The sequence below is a fragment of the Mycobacterium sp. genome (assembly GCF_035274705.1).
Classification (GTDB): Bacteria; Actinomycetota; Actinomycetes; order Mycobacteriales; family Mycobacteriaceae; genus Mycobacterium.
The window spans coordinates 53,194-73,838 of sequence record NZ_DATENY010000034.1; the positions used below are offsets into that span (position 1 = coordinate 53,194).

At 64.8% G+C, this 20,645-nt stretch carries 20 protein-coding genes; 4 read left to right on the forward strand and 16 right to left on the reverse strand.

Annotated features, from left to right (window positions below; all coding sequences use genetic code 11):
• Window positions 1-11 precede the first annotated feature (11 nt).
• From VJV41_RS09155 to VJV41_RS09220, 14 genes are all read right to left on the reverse strand, one after another.
• Window positions 12-557, reverse strand: a complete 546-nt coding sequence (locus tag VJV41_RS09155) for a GNAT family N-acetyltransferase (RefSeq protein ID WP_325332982.1) — start codon at window positions 555-557, stop codon at window positions 12-14.
• Between the two features lie 106 nt (window positions 558-663).
• The gene (locus tag VJV41_RS09160) at window positions 664-1,575 is read right to left on the reverse strand and encodes a 5-oxoprolinase/urea amidolyase family protein (protein WP_325332983.1); all 912 of its coding nucleotides are present in this window, start codon (window positions 1,573-1,575) and stop codon (window positions 664-666) included.
• Window positions 1,572-2,261, reverse strand: coding sequence for an allophanate hydrolase subunit 1 (locus tag VJV41_RS09165; RefSeq protein WP_325332984.1), 690 nt, complete (start codon window positions 2,259-2,261; stop codon window positions 1,572-1,574). The genes VJV41_RS09160 and VJV41_RS09165 overlap by 4 nt, the downstream gene beginning before the upstream one ends.
• Before the next feature lie 74 nt (window positions 2,262-2,335).
• The gene (locus tag VJV41_RS09170; protein ID WP_325332985.1) at window positions 2,336-3,046 is read right to left on the reverse strand and encodes a queuosine precursor transporter; all 711 of its coding nucleotides are present in this window, start codon (window positions 3,044-3,046) and stop codon (window positions 2,336-2,338) included.
• A gap of 12 nt (window positions 3,047-3,058) precedes the next feature.
• The gene (locus VJV41_RS09175; protein ID WP_325333004.1) at window positions 3,059-4,000 is read right to left on the reverse strand and encodes an ABC transporter substrate-binding protein; all 942 of its coding nucleotides are present in this window, start codon (window positions 3,998-4,000) and stop codon (window positions 3,059-3,061) included.
• Between the two features lie 54 nt (window positions 4,001-4,054).
• Window positions 4,055-5,173 carry a YeiH family protein gene (locus tag VJV41_RS09180; protein WP_325332986.1) on the reverse strand — a complete coding sequence of 373 codons (1,119 nt, stop codon included), beginning with the start codon at window positions 5,171-5,173 and terminating at the stop codon, window positions 4,055-4,057.
• Between the two features lie 4 nt (window positions 5,174-5,177).
• The gene (locus VJV41_RS09185) at window positions 5,178-5,309 is read right to left on the reverse strand and encodes a hypothetical protein (RefSeq protein WP_325333008.1); all 132 of its coding nucleotides are present in this window, start codon (window positions 5,307-5,309) and stop codon (window positions 5,178-5,180) included.
• 77 nt (window positions 5,310-5,386) lie between these two features.
• Window positions 5,387-5,680: an EF-Tu/IF-2/RF-3 family GTPase gene (locus VJV41_RS09190; RefSeq protein ID WP_325332987.1), complete on the reverse strand. Its 294-nt coding sequence runs from the start codon at window positions 5,678-5,680 to the stop codon at window positions 5,387-5,389.
• A 1-nt stretch (window position 5,681) separates the two neighbouring features.
• Window positions 5,682-7,061, reverse strand: a complete 1,380-nt coding sequence (locus VJV41_RS09195) for an aldehyde dehydrogenase family protein (protein WP_325333005.1) — start codon at window positions 7,059-7,061, stop codon at window positions 5,682-5,684.
• Window positions 7,062-7,073: 12 nt separating this feature from the next.
• Window positions 7,074-8,165: a phenazine antibiotic biosynthesis protein gene (locus tag VJV41_RS09200; RefSeq protein WP_325332988.1), complete on the reverse strand. Its 1,092-nt coding sequence runs from the start codon at window positions 8,163-8,165 to the stop codon at window positions 7,074-7,076.
• Between the two features lie 39 nt (window positions 8,166-8,204).
• Window positions 8,205-9,002: an SDR family oxidoreductase gene (locus VJV41_RS09205; RefSeq protein WP_325332989.1), complete on the reverse strand. Its 798-nt coding sequence runs from the start codon at window positions 9,000-9,002 to the stop codon at window positions 8,205-8,207.
• A gap of 23 nt (window positions 9,003-9,025) precedes the next feature.
• The gene (locus VJV41_RS09210; protein WP_325332990.1) at window positions 9,026-10,027 is read right to left on the reverse strand and encodes a hypothetical protein; all 1,002 of its coding nucleotides are present in this window, start codon (window positions 10,025-10,027) and stop codon (window positions 9,026-9,028) included.
• A 10-nt stretch (window positions 10,028-10,037) separates the two neighbouring features.
• Complete coding sequence (locus VJV41_RS09215) at window positions 10,038-11,357, reverse strand: peroxidase (RefSeq protein WP_325332991.1); 1,320 nt, start codon at window positions 11,355-11,357, stop codon at window positions 10,038-10,040.
• 2 nt (window positions 11,358-11,359) lie between these two features.
• Window positions 11,360-11,914: a hypothetical protein gene (locus tag VJV41_RS09220; protein WP_325332992.1), complete on the reverse strand. Its 555-nt coding sequence runs from the start codon at window positions 11,912-11,914 to the stop codon at window positions 11,360-11,362.
• Between the two features lie 278 nt (window positions 11,915-12,192).
• On the opposite strand from VJV41_RS09220, the gene VJV41_RS09225 reads away from it, so the two are divergent.
• Complete coding sequence (locus VJV41_RS09225; protein WP_325332993.1) at window positions 12,193-12,501, forward strand: hypothetical protein; 309 nt, start codon at window positions 12,193-12,195, stop codon at window positions 12,499-12,501.
• Window positions 12,502-12,544: 43 nt separating this feature from the next.
• On the forward strand, window positions 12,545-12,889 hold the full coding sequence (locus VJV41_RS09230; protein ID WP_325332994.1) for a heme-binding protein: 345 nt from the start codon (window positions 12,545-12,547) through the stop codon (window positions 12,887-12,889).
• A 90-nt stretch (window positions 12,890-12,979) separates the two neighbouring features.
• Here VJV41_RS09230 and VJV41_RS09235 read toward each other — a convergent pair whose 3' ends face one another.
• Window positions 12,980-13,561, reverse strand: a complete 582-nt coding sequence (locus VJV41_RS09235) for a TetR family transcriptional regulator (protein ID WP_325332995.1) — start codon at window positions 13,559-13,561, stop codon at window positions 12,980-12,982.
• A gap of 12 nt (window positions 13,562-13,573) precedes the next feature.
• Complete coding sequence (gene lysE / locus VJV41_RS09240; protein ID WP_325332996.1) at window positions 13,574-14,173, reverse strand: L-lysine exporter; 600 nt, start codon at window positions 14,171-14,173, stop codon at window positions 13,574-13,576.
• Between the two features lie 71 nt (window positions 14,174-14,244).
• On the opposite strand from lysE, the gene VJV41_RS09245 reads away from it, so the two are divergent.
• Both VJV41_RS09245 and VJV41_RS09250 read left to right on the forward strand, forming a co-directional pair.
• Window positions 14,245-15,132, forward strand: a complete 888-nt coding sequence (locus VJV41_RS09245) for a LysR family transcriptional regulator ArgP (RefSeq protein ID WP_414684920.1) — start codon at window positions 14,245-14,247, stop codon at window positions 15,130-15,132.
• A 1,126-nt stretch (window positions 15,133-16,258) separates the two neighbouring features.
• Window positions 16,259-20,623 (forward strand): DUF4157 domain-containing protein, encoded by a 4,365-nt coding sequence (locus VJV41_RS09250; RefSeq protein WP_325332997.1) that lies wholly within the window; start codon window positions 16,259-16,261, stop codon window positions 20,621-20,623.
• The last annotated feature ends 22 nt before the right edge of the window (window positions 20,624-20,645 follow it).

The following is a 20,645-nucleotide window of genomic DNA, read 5'->3' on the forward strand; positions in this document are numbered from 1 at the left end:
AACTACGCCCGTCACCAGACGTCGCCGTCGCGCCAGTCGCACGTGATTTCGGCGGTGGTGTCGAGCTCGACGCTGATCGGCAAGACGAACAGCCCGTTGTCGTCGTCGGGCGTGCGAGTCACCCCGGCCGGCGCGAGTACCGACGTCGGCCCCTTCCAAGGCAGCCAGCCGCGGGCCATGTAGATGGGCCTGGCGGCCTCCGAGGAACTCAGCGCCCCGAGTTGGTAGGCGCCGCGCAGGACTTGCTCGACCGCGTCCATCAAGGCGCGGGCCAGGCCTTGCCCGCGCCAGTCCTCACGCACCGCCATGGCTTCGACGTAACCGCAGCGCAGGGCGGTGTCGCGGTAGATCAGGCGCCGCTGGACGACGGCGGCATGTGCGATCAGCGCGTTGTGGTAGCAGATCAGGGCGTGCATGCCGCCGAGCGCGTGTTCCCAGTCGGCGTCGGAGAACCCACCGTCGAAGGCCTCGACGACCATCCGGCGCGCGTCGTCGCGGGTCTCGTTGTCGAGATCGGCGGTGTGGACCAGGCGGGCAGTGTGGACCTGGGTGTGCACACTGTCGTTCTACCAGGATCCGCGCTCCAGCGGCCGGGCGAACGTTCGTTACCGCTCGAATTCCGGCCCGATTGTCGAGCGGTACGGAACGTTCGGCACCCCGAAGCTAGTCCTCGAACGGCTTCCGTGGTCGCGACCAGTGCATCCGTACGGTCTGGCCCGGGCGAATCTGCCCGATCTTGTCGATGTCCTCGTCGACGATCACGCCAATCACCGGGTACCCGCCGGTCACCGGGTGGTCTGGCCCCAGAATCACCGGGAACCCGTTGGGCGGCACCTGAATTGCCCCGCGGGTCGCTCCCTCGCTCGGCAGTTGCCGGTCTGGCCAGCGGTACTCCAGTGGCATACCGACCAGCCGCATGCCGACGCGGTCGGTGCGGTTGGTGGTCTGCCAGTTGGTGCGGATCAACACATCCGGATCGACGAACCAGTCGTCGCGCGGACCGGGTACCACCATCAGTTCGACGACATCGTCCTCGATCGCGGCCACCGGTGCTTGGTCCAGTTCGGGAAATTCCTCGGCGTGATCGCCGATCGGCAGTACGTCGCCGGGCTGCAGGGGCAGCGGCCCGATCGCCGACATCACGTCATACGAGCGTGAACCGAGAACGGGCGAGACATCGATCCCGCCCCGCACCGCAAGGTATGAACGCAGGCCGGAATGCGGTGCCCCCAGCGAGATCACTTGGCCATCATGCGCGTAGTGAATGCTGTTGGTGCCGAACGGCTTTCCGTTCACCGACGGATCGGTGTCGGCGCCCGTCACCGCGATTGCGACATCGCCACCACGCACCCGCGCGGAGAATCCGCCGAACGTCACCTCGACGGTGGCGCGGTCACCGGGATTGGCCACCAGACGGTTGGCCAGCATGTGCGACCGGCGGTCGGCGGCGCCGGAGCGCGTCACGCCCATCTGTGCCAGTCCTGGCCGGCCGAGGTCTTCGACCAGCGCCAGCGGCCCTGTGCGCAGAATCTCGAGCGTGACGCGCGGCTGAGCCGCGTATTCAGCTGTGGTCATGACCTCACCGCCTTGAACTGAACCCACATGCCGGGCGTCAACAGCGCGGGATTCTCCCGGTCGACGTCCCACAGCACGGCTGCGTTTTCGGAGGTGTGACCGATCAGTTGCCAACCGCCGGGCGATTCCCGCGGGTAGACACCGCTGAATTCGCCGGCCAAGCCGACGGCACCGGCTGGCACCTTCATGCGCGGCTCGGATTGGCGGGGCACCTCCAGCCGCGAATCACCGCCGATGAGGTAGGCGAATCCTGGTGCGAATCCACCGAATCCGACCCGCCATGGGGTGCCGGTGTGCGCGGCGATCACCTGATCGGGCGTCAATCCGGTGAGGCGGGCCACCTCGTCGAGGTCCTCGCCGTCGTAGACCACATCGATCTCAACGTCGGCGCGGCCGTCGGGTGGCGAGCTCAGCTCCGCCACCGATTCGGCCGTCACCGGCAGCTTGCTGAGCCGCTGCCGGGTCGGCGATTGATATCGCGGCCCGGCCAGCTTGATCAACACGGTGCGGGATGCCGGAACGATGTCGAGCACGCCGAGCAGCTCGGCCCGCCGTAGCGCCTCGGTCCAGGCCAATACTTCTGCGGTGCTGCTGAACTCAAGCAGCAGGGCCGCATCGCCGTAGTCATGAACCGTGATGGGGCCGGTGCTCAGGCCGGTATCCATCACATCCGCTGTCACGCTCATGACCCGAACCTACTCGCGAGTAGCAAGCCATGGGGTGGCTCTATGAGCCTTGCCAGAGGAGCCTTATCGAAGGCTCAAACTGTGGGTGCGTAGGTGGGTTCGTGGCGTTTGATATACGCGATCACGCGGTAGGTGATGGGCAGCATGACCACCTCGACGCCGGTCTTGTACAACCAACCCAGCACCGTGTACGTGACAAAGTCGCTGACGGTGTTGATGCCGATCGCGCTCGCCGCGAGGCTGCAGAACACCAGGGTGTCACCGAGCTGGCCCGCGAACGTCGAGCCGACCAAACGCGCCCAGAGGTGCTTCTCCTTGGTGCGCTCCTTGATGAGCACGACGACCCAGGCGTTGATGGTCTGCCCGACGATGAACCCAGCGAGCCCCGCGACGATCAGCTGGGTGTAGGCGTGCACGATGTTCTCGAAGTGCTCCTGGTTGGTATAGAAGTCGGCGGCAGGCAGGTAGATCGTCACCCAGAACGCGAGGGCGGCCAGCGCATTCATCGCGAATCCGAGATAGATCACCCGGCGGGCGGCCTTGAACCCGTAGACCTCAGACAACACATCGCCGATGACGTAGGTGAGGGGGAAGACGATGAATCCGCCGTCGGTGATGATCGACCAGTTGCCGATGATCGGGCCGAACGCGACGCCCTTCGTCGCCGTCACGTTCGAGATGATCACGAGCGCGGTGAAGACAGCGGCGAGAGCCGGATAATAAGCGGACCCGACCTGAGCGAATGCGGCGTGCTGCTCTTTGGTGTCGGTCTGGTCGCTGGTCACCCGCACATTAGATCAGGCAAGCGCCTTCGCGATGAGGGGCGGCAGCTGGTCGGCCACTATCGGGTAGGACAGCGCCGACGCGAACGCGATCGCACCGGCGAGGTCCTTACCGGTGAAGACGTTGCGGTTTTGGACTGTTGCTCGCAGTTTGGCGATCGTCGGGTCGGCGAGCAGCGCCGCCTGTTCCTCGTCGCTCTCGGTGCTCCAGATCAGTACCTCGGCGGTGTCGAGCACCGACGCCATCTTGTCGCGGGGGATGAGCCAGCCGCCGGTGTCGGGAATTGTGAATCCCATCTGGGTGAGGAAGTCCGTGCGCCAGCCGGTCTCCGTCACCTGCGCGCTGTCCTGGTAGAGAGTGCCCCGCAGCAGCAGTACCTTCTTGCCTGCGAATTGCGGACTGGTGGAGCCCACCGTCTTGAACTTCTCGTCGACGCTGCCGATCAATCTCTGCATGTCGTCGTTCTTGAAAACCGCCTGCCCGATCGTGGTGGCCTGGTCCTTCCACGGCTCGAAGAACGCGTCTGGGCCGGACTGCGCGATCGTCGGCGCGATGGCCGACAGCTTGGTGTAGGTGTCCCGGTCGAGCCCGGCGTTGGTCGCGACGATCAGGTCGGGTTTCAGCGACGCAATCTGATCGACCTGGATACCGTCGGCCAGGCTGAGTACTACGGGCTGCGCGGCGCCGAGTTTGGGCTGCGCCCAAGGCCATACGCCGAACGGCTGACCGCCGAACCAGTCGGTCATCGCGATGGGGACGACGCCGACGGCGAGCAGGTCGTCCTGTTCGGTGAAACCCGCGCTGACGACCCGCTTGGGTGGTGCCGGGATCTTGGTCTCACCGAACACGTGCTTGACGGTGACCGAGCCGTCCTTGGCGACGGTGCCCGGTTTCTGGCGGCTGCAGGCGGCGGCCAACGCGGCACCGGCTACCCCCAAGAAACCACGCCTGCTCAGCACGGCGTGAGCGTAACCGGCAAATCTGGCAGGACGGTGACGAACTCGCCGAAGTCAGCCCGCCCCAATGCCCCAATGAAATACGCGGGATGTGAGCAGCACGAGCCCAAGGGATACCGCCGCCACTACGACGAGGCCGATGATCGCGACAACCAAGGGACGCCAGCCGGTGCGGGCGAGTTCCCGGAAGTTGGTGTTCAGTCCGACGCCGGCGAACGTCAGAAGGAACGCCCATTTCGAAATGTTCGCGAGGTTGGTGCTTTGGCCTTTGGTCAGCCAACCCGCGGTGGCGATGGCCGACACAGCCAAGAAGCCGAGCACGAACTTCGGGAACTTCTCCCAGATGAAGGCGGCTTTGGCTCGCAGACCCGGCGCAATCTCGTCGGCCTCGCCGCGGGATGCCCAGTACAGCGCGAAGCCGAGTACGACGAAACCGATCAAGGCGTTGCGCGTTGACTTGACGAGAACGGCGATCTTGCCCGCCTGGTCGGAATACAGGTAACCCGTCGCGGTGGTCTCCGCGGTGTTGTCGACCGCCAGGCCCGCCCATAGGCCGAATTCATGGTCGCTGAGCCCGAGCGCGTGGCCCAGCGGCGGCAGCGTGAACAACGCGACGGCGCCCAGCGCCAGGATCGCGGCGATGGCGTAGCTGGCGTCGGAGTTGCGCGCCTTGATTGCGCCCTTGGAGGCGACGATGGCCGACACACCGCAGATCGAGGTCCCGATCGCCAGCAGCGACCCGAGCTTGCCCGACAGCCCGAAGAAACGGGCCGCGGCAAGGATGATCGAACCGGCGACGGCCATGTCGATGAGGATCTGAATGAGCGACAGCCCGCCGAGCTTGATGATGTCGCCAAGAACGAAGCGTGCACCCAGTGCGACGATGCCGACCTTCAACCAGAACTCGTATGTCTGAACACCGGGCCGGAAAATCCGGTGCACACCAACGGTGTTGGTGATGACGAGGCCGATGACGATCGCCCATAGTACGTATTCGATGTCGGGGACTGTCCAATGCTGATGGCGGGCAAGGGAGTTCCACCAGACCTGCGCATACTTGCCGAGCACACCGACGCCGATCAGCAGCAGTACACCCGGCACGTAATCGAGCACGTTGCGGCTGGTGAAGGTGGAGTCCTCGGAGGCGGTCTTCGCCTGATCAACGGTGCTCATCGCGTCACCACGGAATCTTCGGGAGGACGTTTGCGACGGCGAGCAACACGATTACGCCGGCGACGATCGTCGCCCACCAGTCGGTGCCGATCCGGCCGAGCCGGTCTGTCCAGCTTTGGTTATCTTGAGTCACCACATCGCAGATGCTGACGTCGCCGACGGCCGCGCACAAGAAATTGGCTCGGGGTGAATGATTCTTCGCTTTGGTGCGGGTCAGACGATGAAGGGCGATTCCTCGATCGAACGAAACTCCCCGGTAGCGGTGATGACGGCCCCTTGCGGGATCTGACTTTTCTCGATGTCCCTGAACAGGATCCCGATGTTGTCGCCGGCCTGTGCTTGATCGATCTTCTTGCGGAACACCTCGATCGCGTCGACCGTCGCGGTGAGCGTGCCGTCGATCTGCACGGTATCGCCGACCCGCAGCATGCCGCTTTCCACCCGGCCCGTTGCCACGACGCCGCGATTGCGGATGAAAAACACGTCTTGAACGGTCAGCTTGAACATGTCAGGAGTGTGCCAGCCGCGCATCGGAGATGAAGCCCTTATTGCGCATCAGGAAGTCGGCCAGAAATCCTTCGTGAGGAATGTGCGGTGCGGCGTAGTGGGTGGGGTAGTGACCGCTGTACACGTTGGTTACGGACGGTTCGTTGACGAGATCGTCGACGAGATCATCGTCACTGGTGATGGCATTGAGCACCAACGAGTTTCGTAGCGGGACTAGGCCGTCTGCCCGCGACCATGGCGACACCCAGACACAGGGGAACGGCAGCTCGACGTTGAGTTTGGCAGGCTCGGGCCTGTGCAGGAGGTGTACGGCCGGCCGTAGCGCCGCGAAACCGGCGCCGATGTCGGCGACCACCCCGTCGGCACCGAGAATCGGGACCGCTCCGGTTGCCTTGACCGCCAGGTGATCGGCGATGGCTCGCGCGGATTCGATGGACGTTGTTGGCAGAATGGCCTTTTCGTCGGTGTTGGGCAGAGGCTCAAGGGTCGCCAGCCGATCCGCGATCGCGTGCGCGAGCGGCGCCGCATCGCCCTCGTACAACACGGCGGTGGTGTTGACGCACGCCGTCCCGCCCAAGTTGGCGATCGAGTCGACGACCACGTCCAGATAGTCACGCCAGTCCCGTTCGGCGGTGATCAGAATTTTGGAGCGGCCGGGACCGTTGGTCAGCACGGAGGGATCCGCCGCATATTTGTCCACGACATCCTGGCCGCCATAGACCATGGCCAGGTCGGCCGCGCGGATGACATCGTTGGCGACGATGTGGTCGGTCGGCAGGTACACCGCGTCGCCGGGCCGAAATCCGGCCTCCCGCAAGGCGTGGACGACCCGGTGGGCGGTGAGAGGGTCGCGACGCGACGGGCGGACCGCGATGCGATATCCCAGTGCCAGCGCCTGCAGCCAGAGGCCGTGCACGCCCGGCGCGTTTCCGGGCGCATGAACGGCGAGCACCTGCCCTCGTCTCGCCCAAATAGCGCCGCCGGCCGGCCGGACTGTGCGCCAGTCGGTGTCGGCTCCGCGTGGCTGGGCCGGTCGCACAGCGTCGCATGCGGCGGTGAGGCCCTCGACGACGGCTGCGGCGCCTGCGCGAACGGCGGTCATCGGAAGTCCGGACACCCGGCAGGTCAGCGTGAGGTAGCTGTCGAAGTCGAGCCCGCCGATCGACGACGACACAAACAAGTCTGCGGCGCGCGTGAGTGCGGCCGCGCGTTGGGCGGTCGGCAAGGGTCGCAACCTGCGCTGGGCATCGATGGCACGGGTGACGAACAGCCTTGGCACGAGGGATAACTCGGCGACGGGCACACCGCCGACGTCGCTGACGATCTCCCGGTTGCGGGTTCGGTACTGACCGTCGGGGCCCAGGGCGACGATGTCGAGCAGGTAGCCGGTCATTCAGTACACGCCCTCGATGACTGCCTCGCCGCCGAACACCGAGACCGGCGCGACCTCGCTGACCGAATCGCCGACCTGCCCGTCGGGTCCGGGCATCCGGATTGCGGTGTCGCGTTCCAGGTTGTTCGGGACGAACATGCCCTTGCTGATGTGGTTCATCACCACCTGGCCGCGTTCTCCGAACGGCACTTCGGCACCTGTCTCGGGATCGATCACCCAGAAGACGACGTAGGGCGTGCGTGGGTCGAAGACGAACGAGTCTCCGTCGACTCTGGTCGCCGCTTGGGACAGGATCATCGTGCTTCCGAACGCCATCGCGACCGCGGTGTTGGGGAAGATGTCGCGAAGCAGGTCGAGGGTGTCCATGTCGAGGTGGGCGCCGCTGAGAAGCAAGTACCGAATCTTGTTGTTCACCAAGCAGATCAGATCGTCGTCATGGGCGATCGCCTCCAGCAGTGGGGGAGTGGTGTGCAGGTTCGCGACGTCCTGGGTCTGCAGGATGTGGTACGCCTGCTCGAGGATGTGGTCGACGTAGGCGGTCACTTCGGCAGTCGCATTGCGCGCGGCGATCTTCTTGACCCACCGAGGATCCAGATCGATCGGGTGGAATATCGACCCCAGCCGCTCGGCGACGACGCGGTCGAAGTGGCCCACTCCATGCGGTCCGCTCGGCATCAGGCAGAGCAGTCCGCGACCCGGTACATAGCCGCCGGCGGTGAAGTCCTCGACCTGCCACCGGGCGACTTGCTCGAGCCAGTCGGGCATCTGGGCGGTCCGTTTCGGCGCTCCCGTCGTGCCACCCGATTCGAAAATGCGTGGAATCGGCGGCGGCGAGCCATAGCCGCGGGGAATGAGGTCTTCGACCGCGACACTGCGCAGTTCGTCGACAAGATTGGGGAACCGGCGGAGATCGGCGAAGCACTGCACATCGGTCAACGGATCGAAGTCAAGGGTTTTCGCGGCGCGCAGCCAGAACGGCGAACCCGTGTCGGCGCCGAAGTGCCAGGCGATTGCGGCGCGCAGGTATGCCTCGGGATCGGCGGGCGGCGCATCGCGCGGCACATCCAGCAGGGAGAAGTCGATGTCCACCACGCGGCCATCGTGTCGCAGAAGGTTGTCCGGAAAGTGAACTCAGGAGTGGGCGAGTCGTTTGTTGACCAGCCGGGTCAGCCATCCTGGCGAGAAGCGGGAACCCGCGACCATGAACTTGGTCTGGGTGCCGACGGGGACGTGGACCTGATGGAGCGCCCGGCGCACCCGCGACGGCTCGACGGCCTTGGCAATCGCGTCGGCGACGTCCTGGGCGGTCAACCGGATGCCGAGTGACTCCGTCGTGCCGGTTTTGATGTGGTCGGTCATCGCGGTTTGGACGTACAGCGGCCACATCGCAATCACCCGGATGCCGTAGCGGCTCCATTCGATGTCGAGCGCCTCGGTGATGCCGCGGACGAAGAACTTGGTCGCGCTGTAGTTGGCCAGCTCGGCTTGCCCGTAGATGGCAGACGCGGAGGCGAGGTTGACGACGACCGAGTTCGGCGTGGATTTCAAATACGGGAAGGCGGCATGAAGGCCGTTGACGACACCCTTGGCGTTGATGTCGATCTCCTTGAGGTGCCTTGCGACGTCGATGTCCTCGAAGCGGCCGGCGAGCAGGATGCCGGCGTTGTTGATCATGACGTCCAGCCGGTCACCGGCGGCCTTGGCGAATTCGCTTACCCGCTGGGCCATTTCGTTGCTGTCGGTGACATCGAGGCGCCCGACCATCGACGTGCCCCCGAATTCGTCGATCTCGTCGGCCAACGTCTTGAGCCCGACTTCGTCGATGTCATAGCCGCCGACGAGATATCCATTGCGGGCGAAGGTCAGCGCCGTTGCACGGCCGATCCCAGCAGCGGCTCCAGTGATGAACACGGCTCTGTTGTTGGACATACGGCCATGATCACTCATCGCCGTCACTTCATGGTCGCCAGGTTGTGCCACAGGTTGCGAAGACTGTCGGTGCCGCCGAACAGCGTGGTGAAGTGCGTGGAGTCGATGAGCACGATGTCACCTGCCCGCTGACCGGCCGGCGGCATCCAGATCAGCGCGTTGAACTCCGTGTTGCCGGCTTCGGTGAACGGATGCGGCCGGTTCGGGTCAACCCGCTGACGGCCGAGGACCTGTACCTCCTTGCCTTCCGGCGCGGTGAGTTCGTAATGCGGCAGATGCGGGTGGAAGTTGAAGGTGGTGACGTTGTCGAGCAGTCGCGGCGTGTCAAGGTCTCGGAAGCCGGTCAGCGGTGCGATCTCCTTGGTGCCTTCGACGACGGCGGGCCGTAGCCCCCACGTGTTGTGCACCGGGACGTCGAGCGCCTTCATCAGTGAGCGGGTGTATTGGCCGAAGCGTTGCTGGCGCGGGACGAGCCGGTCGCCGTGGTGTTCGTACTCGATCTGTCGCTGGGCGTAGTCGTCGGTGAAGCCGACGTCATGGTGCGGTGCCAGCAGCAGACAGGTGCCCTCCCGCTTGAGCCACCCGGTGATCGCTGCGATCTCTTCGGGTGCCGCCTCCTGCTCGGACAGCAGATGGTCGAGGCCGAACACCATCAGGGTGTCGGTGTCGCCCAGGATCCGTTCGTCGATCGGAAGTTTGTAGCCGGCCTGATCGATTCGCTGGAAGACGGCGACCGGGTGCCCGGTGGCTTCCTCGACGAGTTCTTGGAAGGCCAGCGTTGATCGGTGGAAGAGCTCCAGCGTTCCTGCGATGCCCTGAAGGAAATTCGCAGCGTCGTATTCCGGGGTCTCATATGCCGGCCACAAAACGTTGCGCACCTCCGTGATGGTTGAGAAGCGGTTCTCCATCGCGGCCGGATCGCGTTGTGCTTCCCAGGGATAGCTCCATGTCCAGTAGATGCTGATGCGTCGGCCACCGGCGTGGGGCCGACCGACGTGGCTCTGGTTGTAGGTGCGTGCGCGCATGGTGATCCTTCTAGTTGCCGAGCGTGGCGAGGTGGCGCAGTGCGTTCATGCCGGGCAGGAAGAAGTATGCCCCGCCCCTGAATGTCGTAAAGGCCGGAATTCCTTTGTGCACCTTGCGGATCGGCCGCTTGGGGACGGTGAAGTCCAGCGTGCCGTCCTGGGTACCGCAGATCGGGTCGTGTTCGTTGCCGAGTTCGTGGAAGGTGTCGTCGTTGATCCACACGTTCTGGGCGAACTCGAACTGGCGGACAAGGTCGGCACAGATGATGAACGCAGCGATGCCGCGGTCGACGCCGTCATCTGGTGCGTCGTCGGGCAGCGCGGGTCCGTATGTCGCGCCACGCCGGATCATGCGACGACGGTTTATGTAGTGGGCGGTGTCGCGCGGATTGAGCCGTCGTGCGTGTGATCCCAGCGGGCACGCGTAGCCGAACGGGTCCATCTCTTTGTAGTTGTAGTCGTTGTTGCGCATCGGATCCGCGCCCAATTTGGGGTCGTCTTTGTCAGGAGCGAGCACAAGGGGCGCGCCACTGCGCCAGCGGCCCATGAACTTCGCGGCGAGCAGTTCCTGGCCCTCCGGGGTCTCGGCATTCTGTCGCAGGTAGTCGCGGAAAGCCCCGACGTGCTCCTCCAGCCGCCGGTACGCCATATAGCTGCCGTTGCGCGACAACACCTCGGGCCCAGGCAGATTGGCCACCGGCCCGTTTTCGTCGGGATAGCCGAGGATGAACTCGCCGGGTTCCAGCGCCGCACCGGAGCCGGGGGTGGGTTCCTCGCCGGAACCCTTCATCACCGGCTGTGAGAGCCGATCGCGGAAGCCGAAGTGGTCGTGGGCGTAGTTGAACGGTGGCGACGCGTTGAGATCGAGGTACGAAAGCGAACGCACGCCGTCGGTCCGTGCGAGTAGTTTGTCGTGCTCGTCGATGGAGCGCAGGCACTGCTCGTCGGTGCGGGAGAACAAGATCGCGATTGCGTGCAGATCAACTCCGGCAAGCCCGCCGACCCAGTGCTCGGGAGCGGCGGCGCCGGTGTCGCCGAGGATGCTCGCCCGGGCAGCCATGCCTTCGCGATACTCATCGGGGAAGGAGGCCAGTGACTTTTCGGGCACTCCGAGCGCGCGAAGTCCATTCCACGTGAACGCCAACGTGACCCAGCGATCTGAGCTGTCCATCGTCGCCTGTACATCCGCCGCCGACTGGACTTTGTCGAGCAGCTCGGTCAGCCAGGCGCGGCCGCCCTCCGGCGTGTCAAAGGATATGAACTCGTAGCGCCCCGTGATCGCGGGAGTGCGGGTCAGGAGGATGTGCTGAATGTCGTCTAGCTCGAGCACGGTTACTGCATTTGGTCGAGCATGTCGGAGAAGGCTGCCTTCAGCCGCAGCGCCTTCTTGATCTCGTCGGCGGTCACGTACGGATACTCGCCGTACTCGAGGAAGCTCGGGCATTGGTGTTCACGCACGAACTTCACGAACGCTTCGGGGTTCTCTTTCCAATCCTCGGGGAAGCCTTCGAGATTCGTGAACACCGTCGTGATCCCGGTTGCGCTGAACAGCTGCACCGCGTCTTCGGTGTACTTGTCGAAGTCGGTGTCGAAGATGCCTTGGTATTGGAAGTGCAAGCCTGATCCGACGTCGAACAACACCCAGCGGAGGTAGTGCAGGCGCAGCGGCGCGAGAGCCTCGGGGCTGTTGGCGATCGTCTCTTCGATGGTCTTGCCGTAGGCGCGGACCGTCTCTTCACGCCCCTCTTTTACTTTGGCGATGATCGAGAACCCGTAGCAGGCCGGAGTTCTCGGGAAAATCGGGCCGTAACGCCCTCGCTCGAGTTCGAAATACCCCTCTTTCGGAATGGCCATCGCCGCCGGTTTGGTCCAATCTTGATCCGTCATATCCGGCCCCATTCACAGTGCTCGTGAAAGCCAACCTAGCACCGTGACCTGCGACGTGACCCGCGTTTGAATGCCGGAAAGCGAAGAGCGAAAGCGTGCATAGAGAGCCTAAGCTAACGAAAGTAATCCTTCTGATGGCAAGCGATCTTGATCACGCTAATTACGAATTCCACCTATTCACCAGGCGAAGTCAACCTACGCTTTGCATACAACGGATCCGGCGCGTTGTCGGGGGATTTACGGCGGCGGGGCGGGCCACCTACTAGGAGGGAGCAGCCATGCGACTGAGACATTGCTGCCTGAGTTTGGGACTTGTGCTTACGTTCGTGCCCGTCGGTGTCATTTCCGCTTCTCCGGTGTCGGCAGATTGCACAAGTGCCGGTGCTGCCACGGTGTGCGCACAGGGCGAGGTTCGCGGCGGTGGCCCGAGCGCCCCGACGGCGGGGCCGTACTACCCCTCGTACTGTGCCGACCCCTGGTATTGCGACGACGGCTGGGATCTCGATGTGGTCCTCCCGGTGCCTCCCATCGATATCGGACGCCCAGGTGGGCCCGGCGGCGGAGGTGGTGTCGGTCCGCGTCGCTGAACTTGCCTCTATGCCCCACTACCAATTCGACAAGGAGCCTCAAATGTTGTTTCGCAGCCTTATCGGCGCCGGCGTGATCGCCGGTGCGACGTTGATCGGCACCGCGGCGACCGCAGCCGCCGATCCGCCGAATTGCACCGCCGCCGACCTCGCCGGGGTCATGTCCGGTGTGAGCGCGGGCACGTCGTCCTACTTGTTCACCCATCCGGACGTGAACGCCTTCTTCACCGGCCTCAAGGGCAAGTCCAGGGATGAGATGCGCACGGAGATAACCAACTACATGAACGCGAACCCTCAGGTGCGAGACGAGCTCAGGGCAGTCAGGCAGGCCGCTTCCGACTTCCGCGATCGCTGCAACGCGCCTCTGCCCGAAGGGCCCATGGGCTAGAGGTCCGATATCTTCGGCGTCGGCGGGGCGCCTACCAACGCGACTGCGCTAACAACCTGCGGGCGGAAGGCGGCGATTGTCGTTGGTTGCCTACAACGGCATGCCGGCTTCGATGAAGTCCAGCGCTCGATAGAGCAGATGTACGGCGCCAGGTGAGTGGTCGATCACGGCCATCAAGGCGCCGGCAAGCACGCCGAAGAAGACGCGTACCTCGAAGTCGTCGCCGTCGCGTCCGGTGCGCTGACACTCGGCTTCCGAGAGGAGCCTGATGATCCGGCCGTACGCGTCGAACTGAGCGGCCTTGAGTTCGGGTATCGAGAAGACCAGCCGCTGCCGGGTGCGTTCCAGCTCCCAACCGTCTTTCGACACGACCTTCATCGTGATGTCGAATGCGCGTCGGAACGCCTGTATCGGTGAGAGGTCGGCGGGTTGCTGGGCCAGCGCCTCGATGGTCACCCGATCGAGATCGTCGGCCATGAGCACAAGTTCCTTGGACGGGAAGTACCGGAAGAAGGTACTGGGCGAGACCTCGGCGGCTTCGGCGATCTGCTCGACGGTGGTGTTGGCGTAGCCGTGTTGGTCGAACAGCCGGTACGCCTCGCGTTGAATGGTCTCCTTGGTCTGGATCTTCTTGCGCTCGCGTAGACCAAGGCCCTGAACACTGGCCCCCATGCGGACATTGTGTCAGGACGATGCGAGCGACACGCCGAGTCCGAGCATCATGACTGCGATCAGGCCGTCGAGAATGCGCCAGGTCAGGTTGGACGAGAACAGGCCGGCCAGCCGCCGCGCGCCGAGCCCGAGGCTGACGAACCACACGGCACTGGCTGTCACCGCGCCGATGCCGAACAGCCACCGGTCGTCGCGATGTTCGTTGGCCAGGGCGCCCAGGAGTACGACGGTGTCGAGGTAGACGTGTGGGTTGAGAAATGTCAGGGCCGCGCAGGTCAGCAGCACCTCGGCCAGGCGGGCGGGCGCGGTCTCCGACGGCGTTAACGACGACGGACGCCACGCGCGCCGCGCGGCCATCAGGCCGTAGCAGATGAGGAAGAGCGCGCCGCCGAACTTGGCGATGTTGAGGGCGCTTGGGTGTGCAGTGATGAGTGCACCCACGCCGGCGATGCCCGCGGAGATGAGCACGATGTCGGAGACCGTGCACAGGGCCACCACGGCCAGCACATGTTCACGCCTGATGCCCTGGCGCAAGACGAAGGCGTTCTGCGCGCCGATGGCGGCGATCAGCGTGAAGGATGCGATGAAGCCGAGGATCAGGGGCGAGCTCATGTGTTCGACGGTATGGAGGTCCAGCACATCAGTACAGCTAATGATTCTATCTCCACATTAGAATTGCTAATGTGAAGATAGATAGCCAACAGCTCGCGGCCTTCGCCGCGGTGATCGAGCTCGGCACTTTCGACGCGGCGGCGGAGCGGCTGCATGTGACGCCGTCGGCGGTCAGCCAGCGGATCAAGGCGCTTGAGCAGCGGGTTGGCCAGGTGTTGGTGGTGCGGGAAAAGCCGTGTACGGCAACGGCGGCGGGTGTTCCGTTGTTGCGGTTGGCTGCGCAGACGGCGTTGTTGGAGGATGAGGCGCTGGGCGAGATGGGCGGCGGGGATGGCTCTGTGCCGCGAATTGCGGTGGCGGTCAACGCCGATTCGATGGCGACGTGGTTCACGGGCGTCTTCGCCGCGCTCGATGATGTGTTGTTCGATATCCGGATCGAGGATCAGGATCATTCGGCACGGTTGCTGCGTGAGGGCGTGGTGATGGGAGCGGTGACGACTGAGCGCGCACCGGTGCCGGGATGTCGGGTGCAGCCACTGGGTGTCATGCGATACGTCCCGGTGGCCGGCAAGTCATACATGAAGCGTTGCCTACCTGATGGATTCACGGCGCATGCGGTGGCCGAGGCACCGTCGCTGGCGTGGAATCGCGACGATGCGTTGCAGGACATGTTGGTGCGCAAGGTGTTTCGCCGGGACATTGACAGGCCAGTGCATTATGTCCCGACAGCCGAGGGTTTCGGCGCCGCAGTGCGTGAGGGCCTGGGTTGGGGCATGTATCCCGAACAACTCGCCGCTCCATCGGTGACGGACGGCTCGTTCGTTCGGATCGCCGATGTGCATCTTGATGTACCGCTGTATTGGCAGTGCTGGAAACTCGACAGCCCAATGGTCCAGAAGATCACCGACGCAATAAGTTCGGCCGCCGCCGGCCTGCGCCCGCGATCATCAGGTAAATGATTGCTCAATGGCGCCGGTCAGCGTGCAGGAGTCGACGATCGGTGAATCGGTATCGTCAATGCTTGTTGAGCCGTGTTAGCAGCGCTAACGCGGACCCGAACTAAGGCAACGTTATCGGCACGCGTCACCGTGACCCCACAGACTCGTGAATAACTGGAGTTATCAACGATAAACGAGCATTTCGGACACTGGCTTCCAAGTAAACGGCCGCGGTGCCGGCCGTGGCTGATAGGGGCCAGGACGTGAGCGTTGGCGTCTTCAGTAGCACCTTGCGGGTATCGCCTAATGGAACCTTGCATTGTTGAGGAGATGTTCGACATGGCCAATCACGGCCGCGCCGACGCGCAGCCGACCTCCTGGTGCGCCATGCCGTTGACAGAATATTGAAGGCCTTGCGTGATGAGAACGCATGCGTCATCGCGTCGGCGGGATTGAACAACTCGCGATGGCCAGCCAGCACGTCGACATGTCCAAGCCGCAGATGCCGTGACGGTTCCCCGTTTGCGTAAGCCACGTGAAGCCCAGTGCCACAACGATATTCGTGTATGTGGGGATGTCTGCGGGCGTCGACGCTGTCCGCAGTTCGCCACGGTTGGCGGCCTACTCGTGCGAGCGGTTCGCTGTGTCGCCTGGGTCAGTACCCTCGATGGCACGAAATCGCCGCAATCGCCGACGATTTCGATGTACATGGTGTGCCGCTATCCCAGCTGATCGCCAGACAAAGCCACCGCGATGCAAGTGCGGGTCCCCTACTCTCGCCGGCGCAAGCTTCTAGGGCCGCCGTCCCGGGCCGCGCCACCGCCGATATGGCCGCGAGGCTGAAATAGTCCCGTCAAGCAGCCTCGCTAGGGCGCATCGCAGCGTCCGGACGATTCGACCGCGGCGACGTGCGGTTGGGATTCGCCGTTAGCCGGCTGATCACGCATCTTCCGCCTCCGCGAATCGACCTCGTTGGCGGTCGCGGAAAGGGCGAATACCTGCACGTCGAAGGGCGAATTCGGGGATAATTTGGCCGAGGTGCCGTCCGGTACGGCCCAGGGCTGGGGGCGCGATGGGTGAGGTGAGCGTAGCCACGGCGTCGCAGACGCAACAGCACCAACCGAGGCCTCCTGCGATCCCTCACCGAATGCTATCTGAGCCCGGCGAACCGGCCGAACGCCGGGCGTCGGTGCGTGCCGCCGACGTGCAGGCGCACGTCTCGCGTCCACCTGAGGCGTATGTCGCACACCTTGCCGACACCGCGCCCCAGCATCGGTCGCCGTACCTGCCTGCGGGCACGCCGACCGCCATCGCTGCCCGCGCAGGCCACGGCCGGCCGCTGGGCGCAGAGCAGGCCGCCCGACTCGGGCCGGCTCTGGACACCGATCTGGGCCATGTTCGCATCCACACCGATGACCCAGCTGCGCAGTTGGCTCACGAGGCGCGTGCGCACGCCTTCACCATCGGCAGCCATATTTTTTTCGGTGGCGGTGAGTATCGTCCCGACACCGCGGCGGGGGCGCGGCTGCTGCACCACGAGCTGGCGCACGTCGCCGAGGCCGCGCCCGGCCCGGCGCGGGTGTTTCGCGATGCGGTCGTCGAGCTCGGCGAGCCGACGATCGTCGGGCAGGATGCCCCAGACGCCGCGACGAAACCCGAAGACCTGCCGTGGGAGCGGTTGCAGGTGGAGGCGATCGGGATGGACGACGCGGCGAAGGTTCTCGCCGGGTTCGCCGGGACGAAGACGCCGTGGGTGTATGTCGGGCTGCATCCGAAGTTCGTCAAGGTCTACGGCACCAGCGGTGAAGCGTTGGGTCCGCGCGTGCCGATGAAATCCGACGCCAAGATCACCTTCTACCCGGGTGTGTACGAGCTCGCGGCCGATGGCTCGTTGGCCGCTTTGCAGGTTCGCGGCGACGACTATGCGCATATTCGGCACGAGACCGACGCCGAGGGCAAGGAACGCAGCGTCATCGGCCAGCGCGAGTTGACTGCCGCCGAGCAGAAGAAGGCGCTGGAGGAACGGCAGAAGTCTGCCGATCAGAGCGATCCGAAGAGTGCCGCGGCCGCGCCGGCGAAAGCGGCCAAGCTGGAGAACTTCGATGTCATGTCGATGCTGTCGGCCCCGGAACAGGTGCGCGACATGGTGGCGAAGGTGCCCGGCGCACACGTGATCTATTTCGTGCCGAAGTATCAGGTCAAAAGCGGCGGCGGCAGGGGCAACGGGACGGTCCCCTCGGTGTACAGCAGCCCGATCGAGGGGCGCGCCGACGGCCAACCGCCCAATGCACCGCCGTGGCCGGTCACCGTCGAGGGCCCCAAGCTGGTGACCGTCGACTCGGACCCAAGCTTCACCGCCAAGGTGCAGTGGTCGGCCAACGGCAACTACAGCGTCACGTCCCAGGTGATCGCGCAGGTGGGTTCGGACATCCGGTACCGCTGGGAGCTGTTCGATATCACCGAGTACGCCAAGGCGCAGCTCAAGAAGGACCCGTCGCACGCTGCGGCCGACTCGACCGCGGCCCCCGAGAAGACCCTTGATGAACGCATCGACGAGTTCACCCACGCGAATGCCGGTGCGGGAACCGATGTCACCGGGATGGGCGGCGCCAATCGGGAGTTCTCTCGCGAGTTCGAGGACTGGTGGAAGGACACCGAGCGCGCCAACAAGCGGCTGGGCGCCTCGGGGGGTGCGACGGCCGCTGAACGCTTCAACAGCGATATGGCCAACCTGACCAGCATCGAGCTGGCCCCGGTCTCGTTGTTGGTCACCGCGTTGAGCGCGTCGCTGAAATGGCTGGCCGAGTTGTTCGGGCCGCCGACCGAACAACAGCAGGTGCCGCTGAAGGAGAAGGGCATCTTTCTCATCCGCACGATCGCCACGCCGGCCGTGGGCGAGGACCTCAAGGGGCAGCCCGTTATTCGGCCGCCGGCGGTCGCGGGCCACGTCGTTGAAGTCGCCGACACGGCCACCGCGCTCAATGAGGCGCTCGACGAGCCCGCCGCGCAGATAGCCGAGCTGCAGGCGCAGATCGACCTCGCCCGCAAGGAGGGCAACCAGTCCAGGGTCGAATATCTCGAGAGTTTGATGCTCAAGGCGAAGCTGAATCTGACCGGCTCGCCGTTGGATGTGCTGGTTGCCCGACGCAAGGCAAAGAACGACGAGCTCGAGAAGTTCCGCAAGGACTACCCCTCGCTGTCGGACTACTCGATGGAGCACGATGTCGAGACGCTGGACCGTCTGATCAGCCTGTACAACCGTTACGAGGATCAACGCACCGCGGGAGCGACCACCGATCTGCCGCCGGCGGTACGCGTCAACGCCGCCCTGATCTCTGAGGTCAGCGGCCAGCAGTATCCGCTGCTGCTGGCTGCGGGCCCGATGCCGAAGGACGGCGACGATTATCGGTGGCTGATCAACGACGTGACCAACCTCGACGGCGCGGGCGCTTACGAAGGTCGAGGCGCGACTCCGAGTAAGGCTTTCCAGGCCGCCCTGGACAAGTTCGGAGGGAAGGCGTCCTATGGCCGCGGCAGCATTGCAGTTCGCACTGCCGGTCTCGGTCTGGAGGCCGACGCCCCGGCCACGCTGCGCGCCGAGAGCGCTCCGGTGGACTGGGCGGTGGCCGAGAAGCGCATCGATGACCTGGTGACTGTGCTGGCCGCGATCGGGCTAATCGTGGCCTCGGCCGGTACGGCGGCTGCTTTGATCGGCGCGGCCGCGGCAGCGGCGCGGCTCATCCAGCGCTGGGAGGCCGGCAAGCTCTATTTGGATGCGTCGACGGTCAGCGACCTGCTGGGGCTGCTGGGCGGCATGGGCGCGGCTGGCCAGTTGGTGTCGGGATTCCGGGTGGCCAAGTTCGGCCGCGCGTTCACCATTTTGGAGGAGGCCGGCGCGACCGAAGCGCAGCTGGCCGAAGCGGCCAAGGCGGTCGAGGGGGCCGAGTCGCTGGTCAAAGGCGCCGAGATGGCCAACAAGATCATCGGCGGTGCCGGTGTCGTGTGGGGCGACGTGTCCTTCATCGATCAGATGATGTCGATCAGCGAACAGGAGGAGTCCGGCTCGATGACGCATGCCGAGGCGCGTCGGGCGCGAGCGGCTGCCGTCTCGTCGGCCGTGCAGAACAACGGCATGTTCATCGCTGGTGAGGCGATTGGGGCGCGAGCCAAGGCCAGGGCCAACGACGCCGCTGCGGCCAAGGGTGGCTCGCCTGCCCCCGAGGCCGCCAAGGCCGGTGGTGAGCCGGGCACTGCGACGACACAACACGAAGGTCGGGCCACCGCGGCGCCCGAGCGCGGCGGGGCCGCAATCGATATCAAACCGCCGTCGTCGGAGTCCGACCCGTCCGCAGGGCACGAAGCTCCCGCACCGGCTGAGCCGAAGAAGACTACGGGCGCCGACGAGACCGACAAATCGGACACCAAGCCAACCGACCCGGCCGCGCGCACCGTGCCGATCGGGGAGCGGCGGGCCACGGCGCAGGAGCTTCGCGAGGCGCTCCCGCCGGATCTGCGTGACGTGATGATCATCGACGACACCCTCGAGGGTGACCACGTGCGCGCCGAGTGGGACCCCGATCCCGATACCGGGTTGGTCACCAACATCCGGCTGCGGGTCAGCCCCGACGCACTGCCCACCACGGTGCGTCTGCACACCGACACACTGCGCACGATGCAGAAGTACCAGGGCCTGTCGGGCCGGGTGCGGTTGGCGCTGAACTGGATCGCCGAAATGATCGGCGTGCAGACCCTCGACCCCGGCAACAAGCCGCTGTTTGACGCACAGCTTGAGGTGAAGAAGCTTCCCAAACTCATCGCCGAGCACATGAAGGCGATGGAGGCGATGGAGCCCAACGCGCGCACCGAAGCGGAGGCCAAACTCGACAGCCTCGAACAGCAGTTGGCCGAGCACTTGGCTGCGCTGTCGATCGGCGAGCTGACGCCGAGTAGCGGGGTGGCGCAGCGCGATGTGGCTCCACGCAACCGCAAGAAGTACAACGAGCTGCTCGTCGAGCTGCGCAAGCACAAACCCGGCAGCGACGAGCACCGCAGGATCCGCCGAGAGATGTACGAGCTGAGCGGTGGCGAGAAGCTCTACGACGCGTGGCTGGCCATCTACGAGAGCAATGTCGGTAAGGCCAACAAGGCCAATGAGATCGTGGAAGCCGAAAGGGTGCGGCTGGATTGGCCGGAGAGCGAGAAAACGATCGACTTGCCCGGCGGGGAGGTTCGGCGCATCGATCTGTTCAACCCTCCGAAGGAGGGCGCCGAGGTCAAGGCGTATGAGGGCGGCACGGTTTATGCGAGCAAGGAGATCCTCGATGAGGTCGCCGCCGATAGGCATCTGGTCAAACGCCGCGGTTGGTCGATGACGTGGATGTTCATCGGCTGCGAGCCCAGTGGCCCGCTGCTCGACGCGCTGGGCAAGGCCGGCATCACCGTGGAGTTGCGCACCGGCACGACGACCAGCTCCCGGATCAAGCAGCGCATCCCGCCGCCGGTGGCCCGCTGATCGGTCCGGCGGTGCGACAATT

Bases quoted from the DNA above. Each gene is read 5' to 3' on its own strand.
- VJV41_RS09160 (WP_325332983.1), bottom strand. From the start codon at position 1,575: ATGACCACAGCTGAATACGCGGCTCAGCCGCGCGTCACGCTCGAGATT.
- VJV41_RS09165 (WP_325332984.1), bottom strand. From the start codon at position 2,261: ATGAGCGTGACAGCGGATGTGATGGATACCGGCCTGAGCACCGGCCCC.
- VJV41_RS09180 (WP_325332986.1), bottom strand. From the start codon at position 5,173: ATGAGCACCGTTGATCAGGCGAAGACCGCCTCCGAGGACTCCACCTTC.
- VJV41_RS09190 (WP_325332987.1), bottom strand. From the start codon at position 5,680: ATGTTCAAGCTGACCGTTCAAGACGTGTTTTTCATCCGCAATCGCGGC.
- VJV41_RS09205 (WP_325332989.1), bottom strand. From the start codon at position 9,002: ATGTCCAACAACAGAGCCGTGTTCATCACTGGAGCCGCTGCTGGGATC.
- VJV41_RS09210 (WP_325332990.1), bottom strand. From the start codon at position 10,027: ATGCGCGCACGCACCTACAACCAGAGCCACGTCGGTCGGCCCCACGCC.
- VJV41_RS09220 (WP_325332992.1), bottom strand. From the start codon at position 11,914: ATGACGGATCAAGATTGGACCAAACCGGCGGCGATGGCCATTCCGAAA.
- VJV41_RS09225 (WP_325332993.1), top strand. From the start codon at position 12,193: ATGCGACTGAGACATTGCTGCCTGAGTTTGGGACTTGTGCTTACGTTC.
- VJV41_RS09230 (WP_325332994.1), top strand. From the start codon at position 12,545: ATGTTGTTTCGCAGCCTTATCGGCGCCGGCGTGATCGCCGGTGCGACG.
- VJV41_RS09235 (WP_325332995.1), bottom strand. From the start codon at position 13,561: ATGGGGGCCAGTGTTCAGGGCCTTGGTCTACGCGAGCGCAAGAAGATC.
- lysE (WP_325332996.1), bottom strand. From the start codon at position 14,173: ATGAGCTCGCCCCTGATCCTCGGCTTCATCGCATCCTTCACGCTGATC.
- VJV41_RS09250 (WP_325332997.1), top strand. From the start codon at position 16,259: ATGCTATCTGAGCCCGGCGAACCGGCCGAACGCCGGGCGTCGGTGCGT.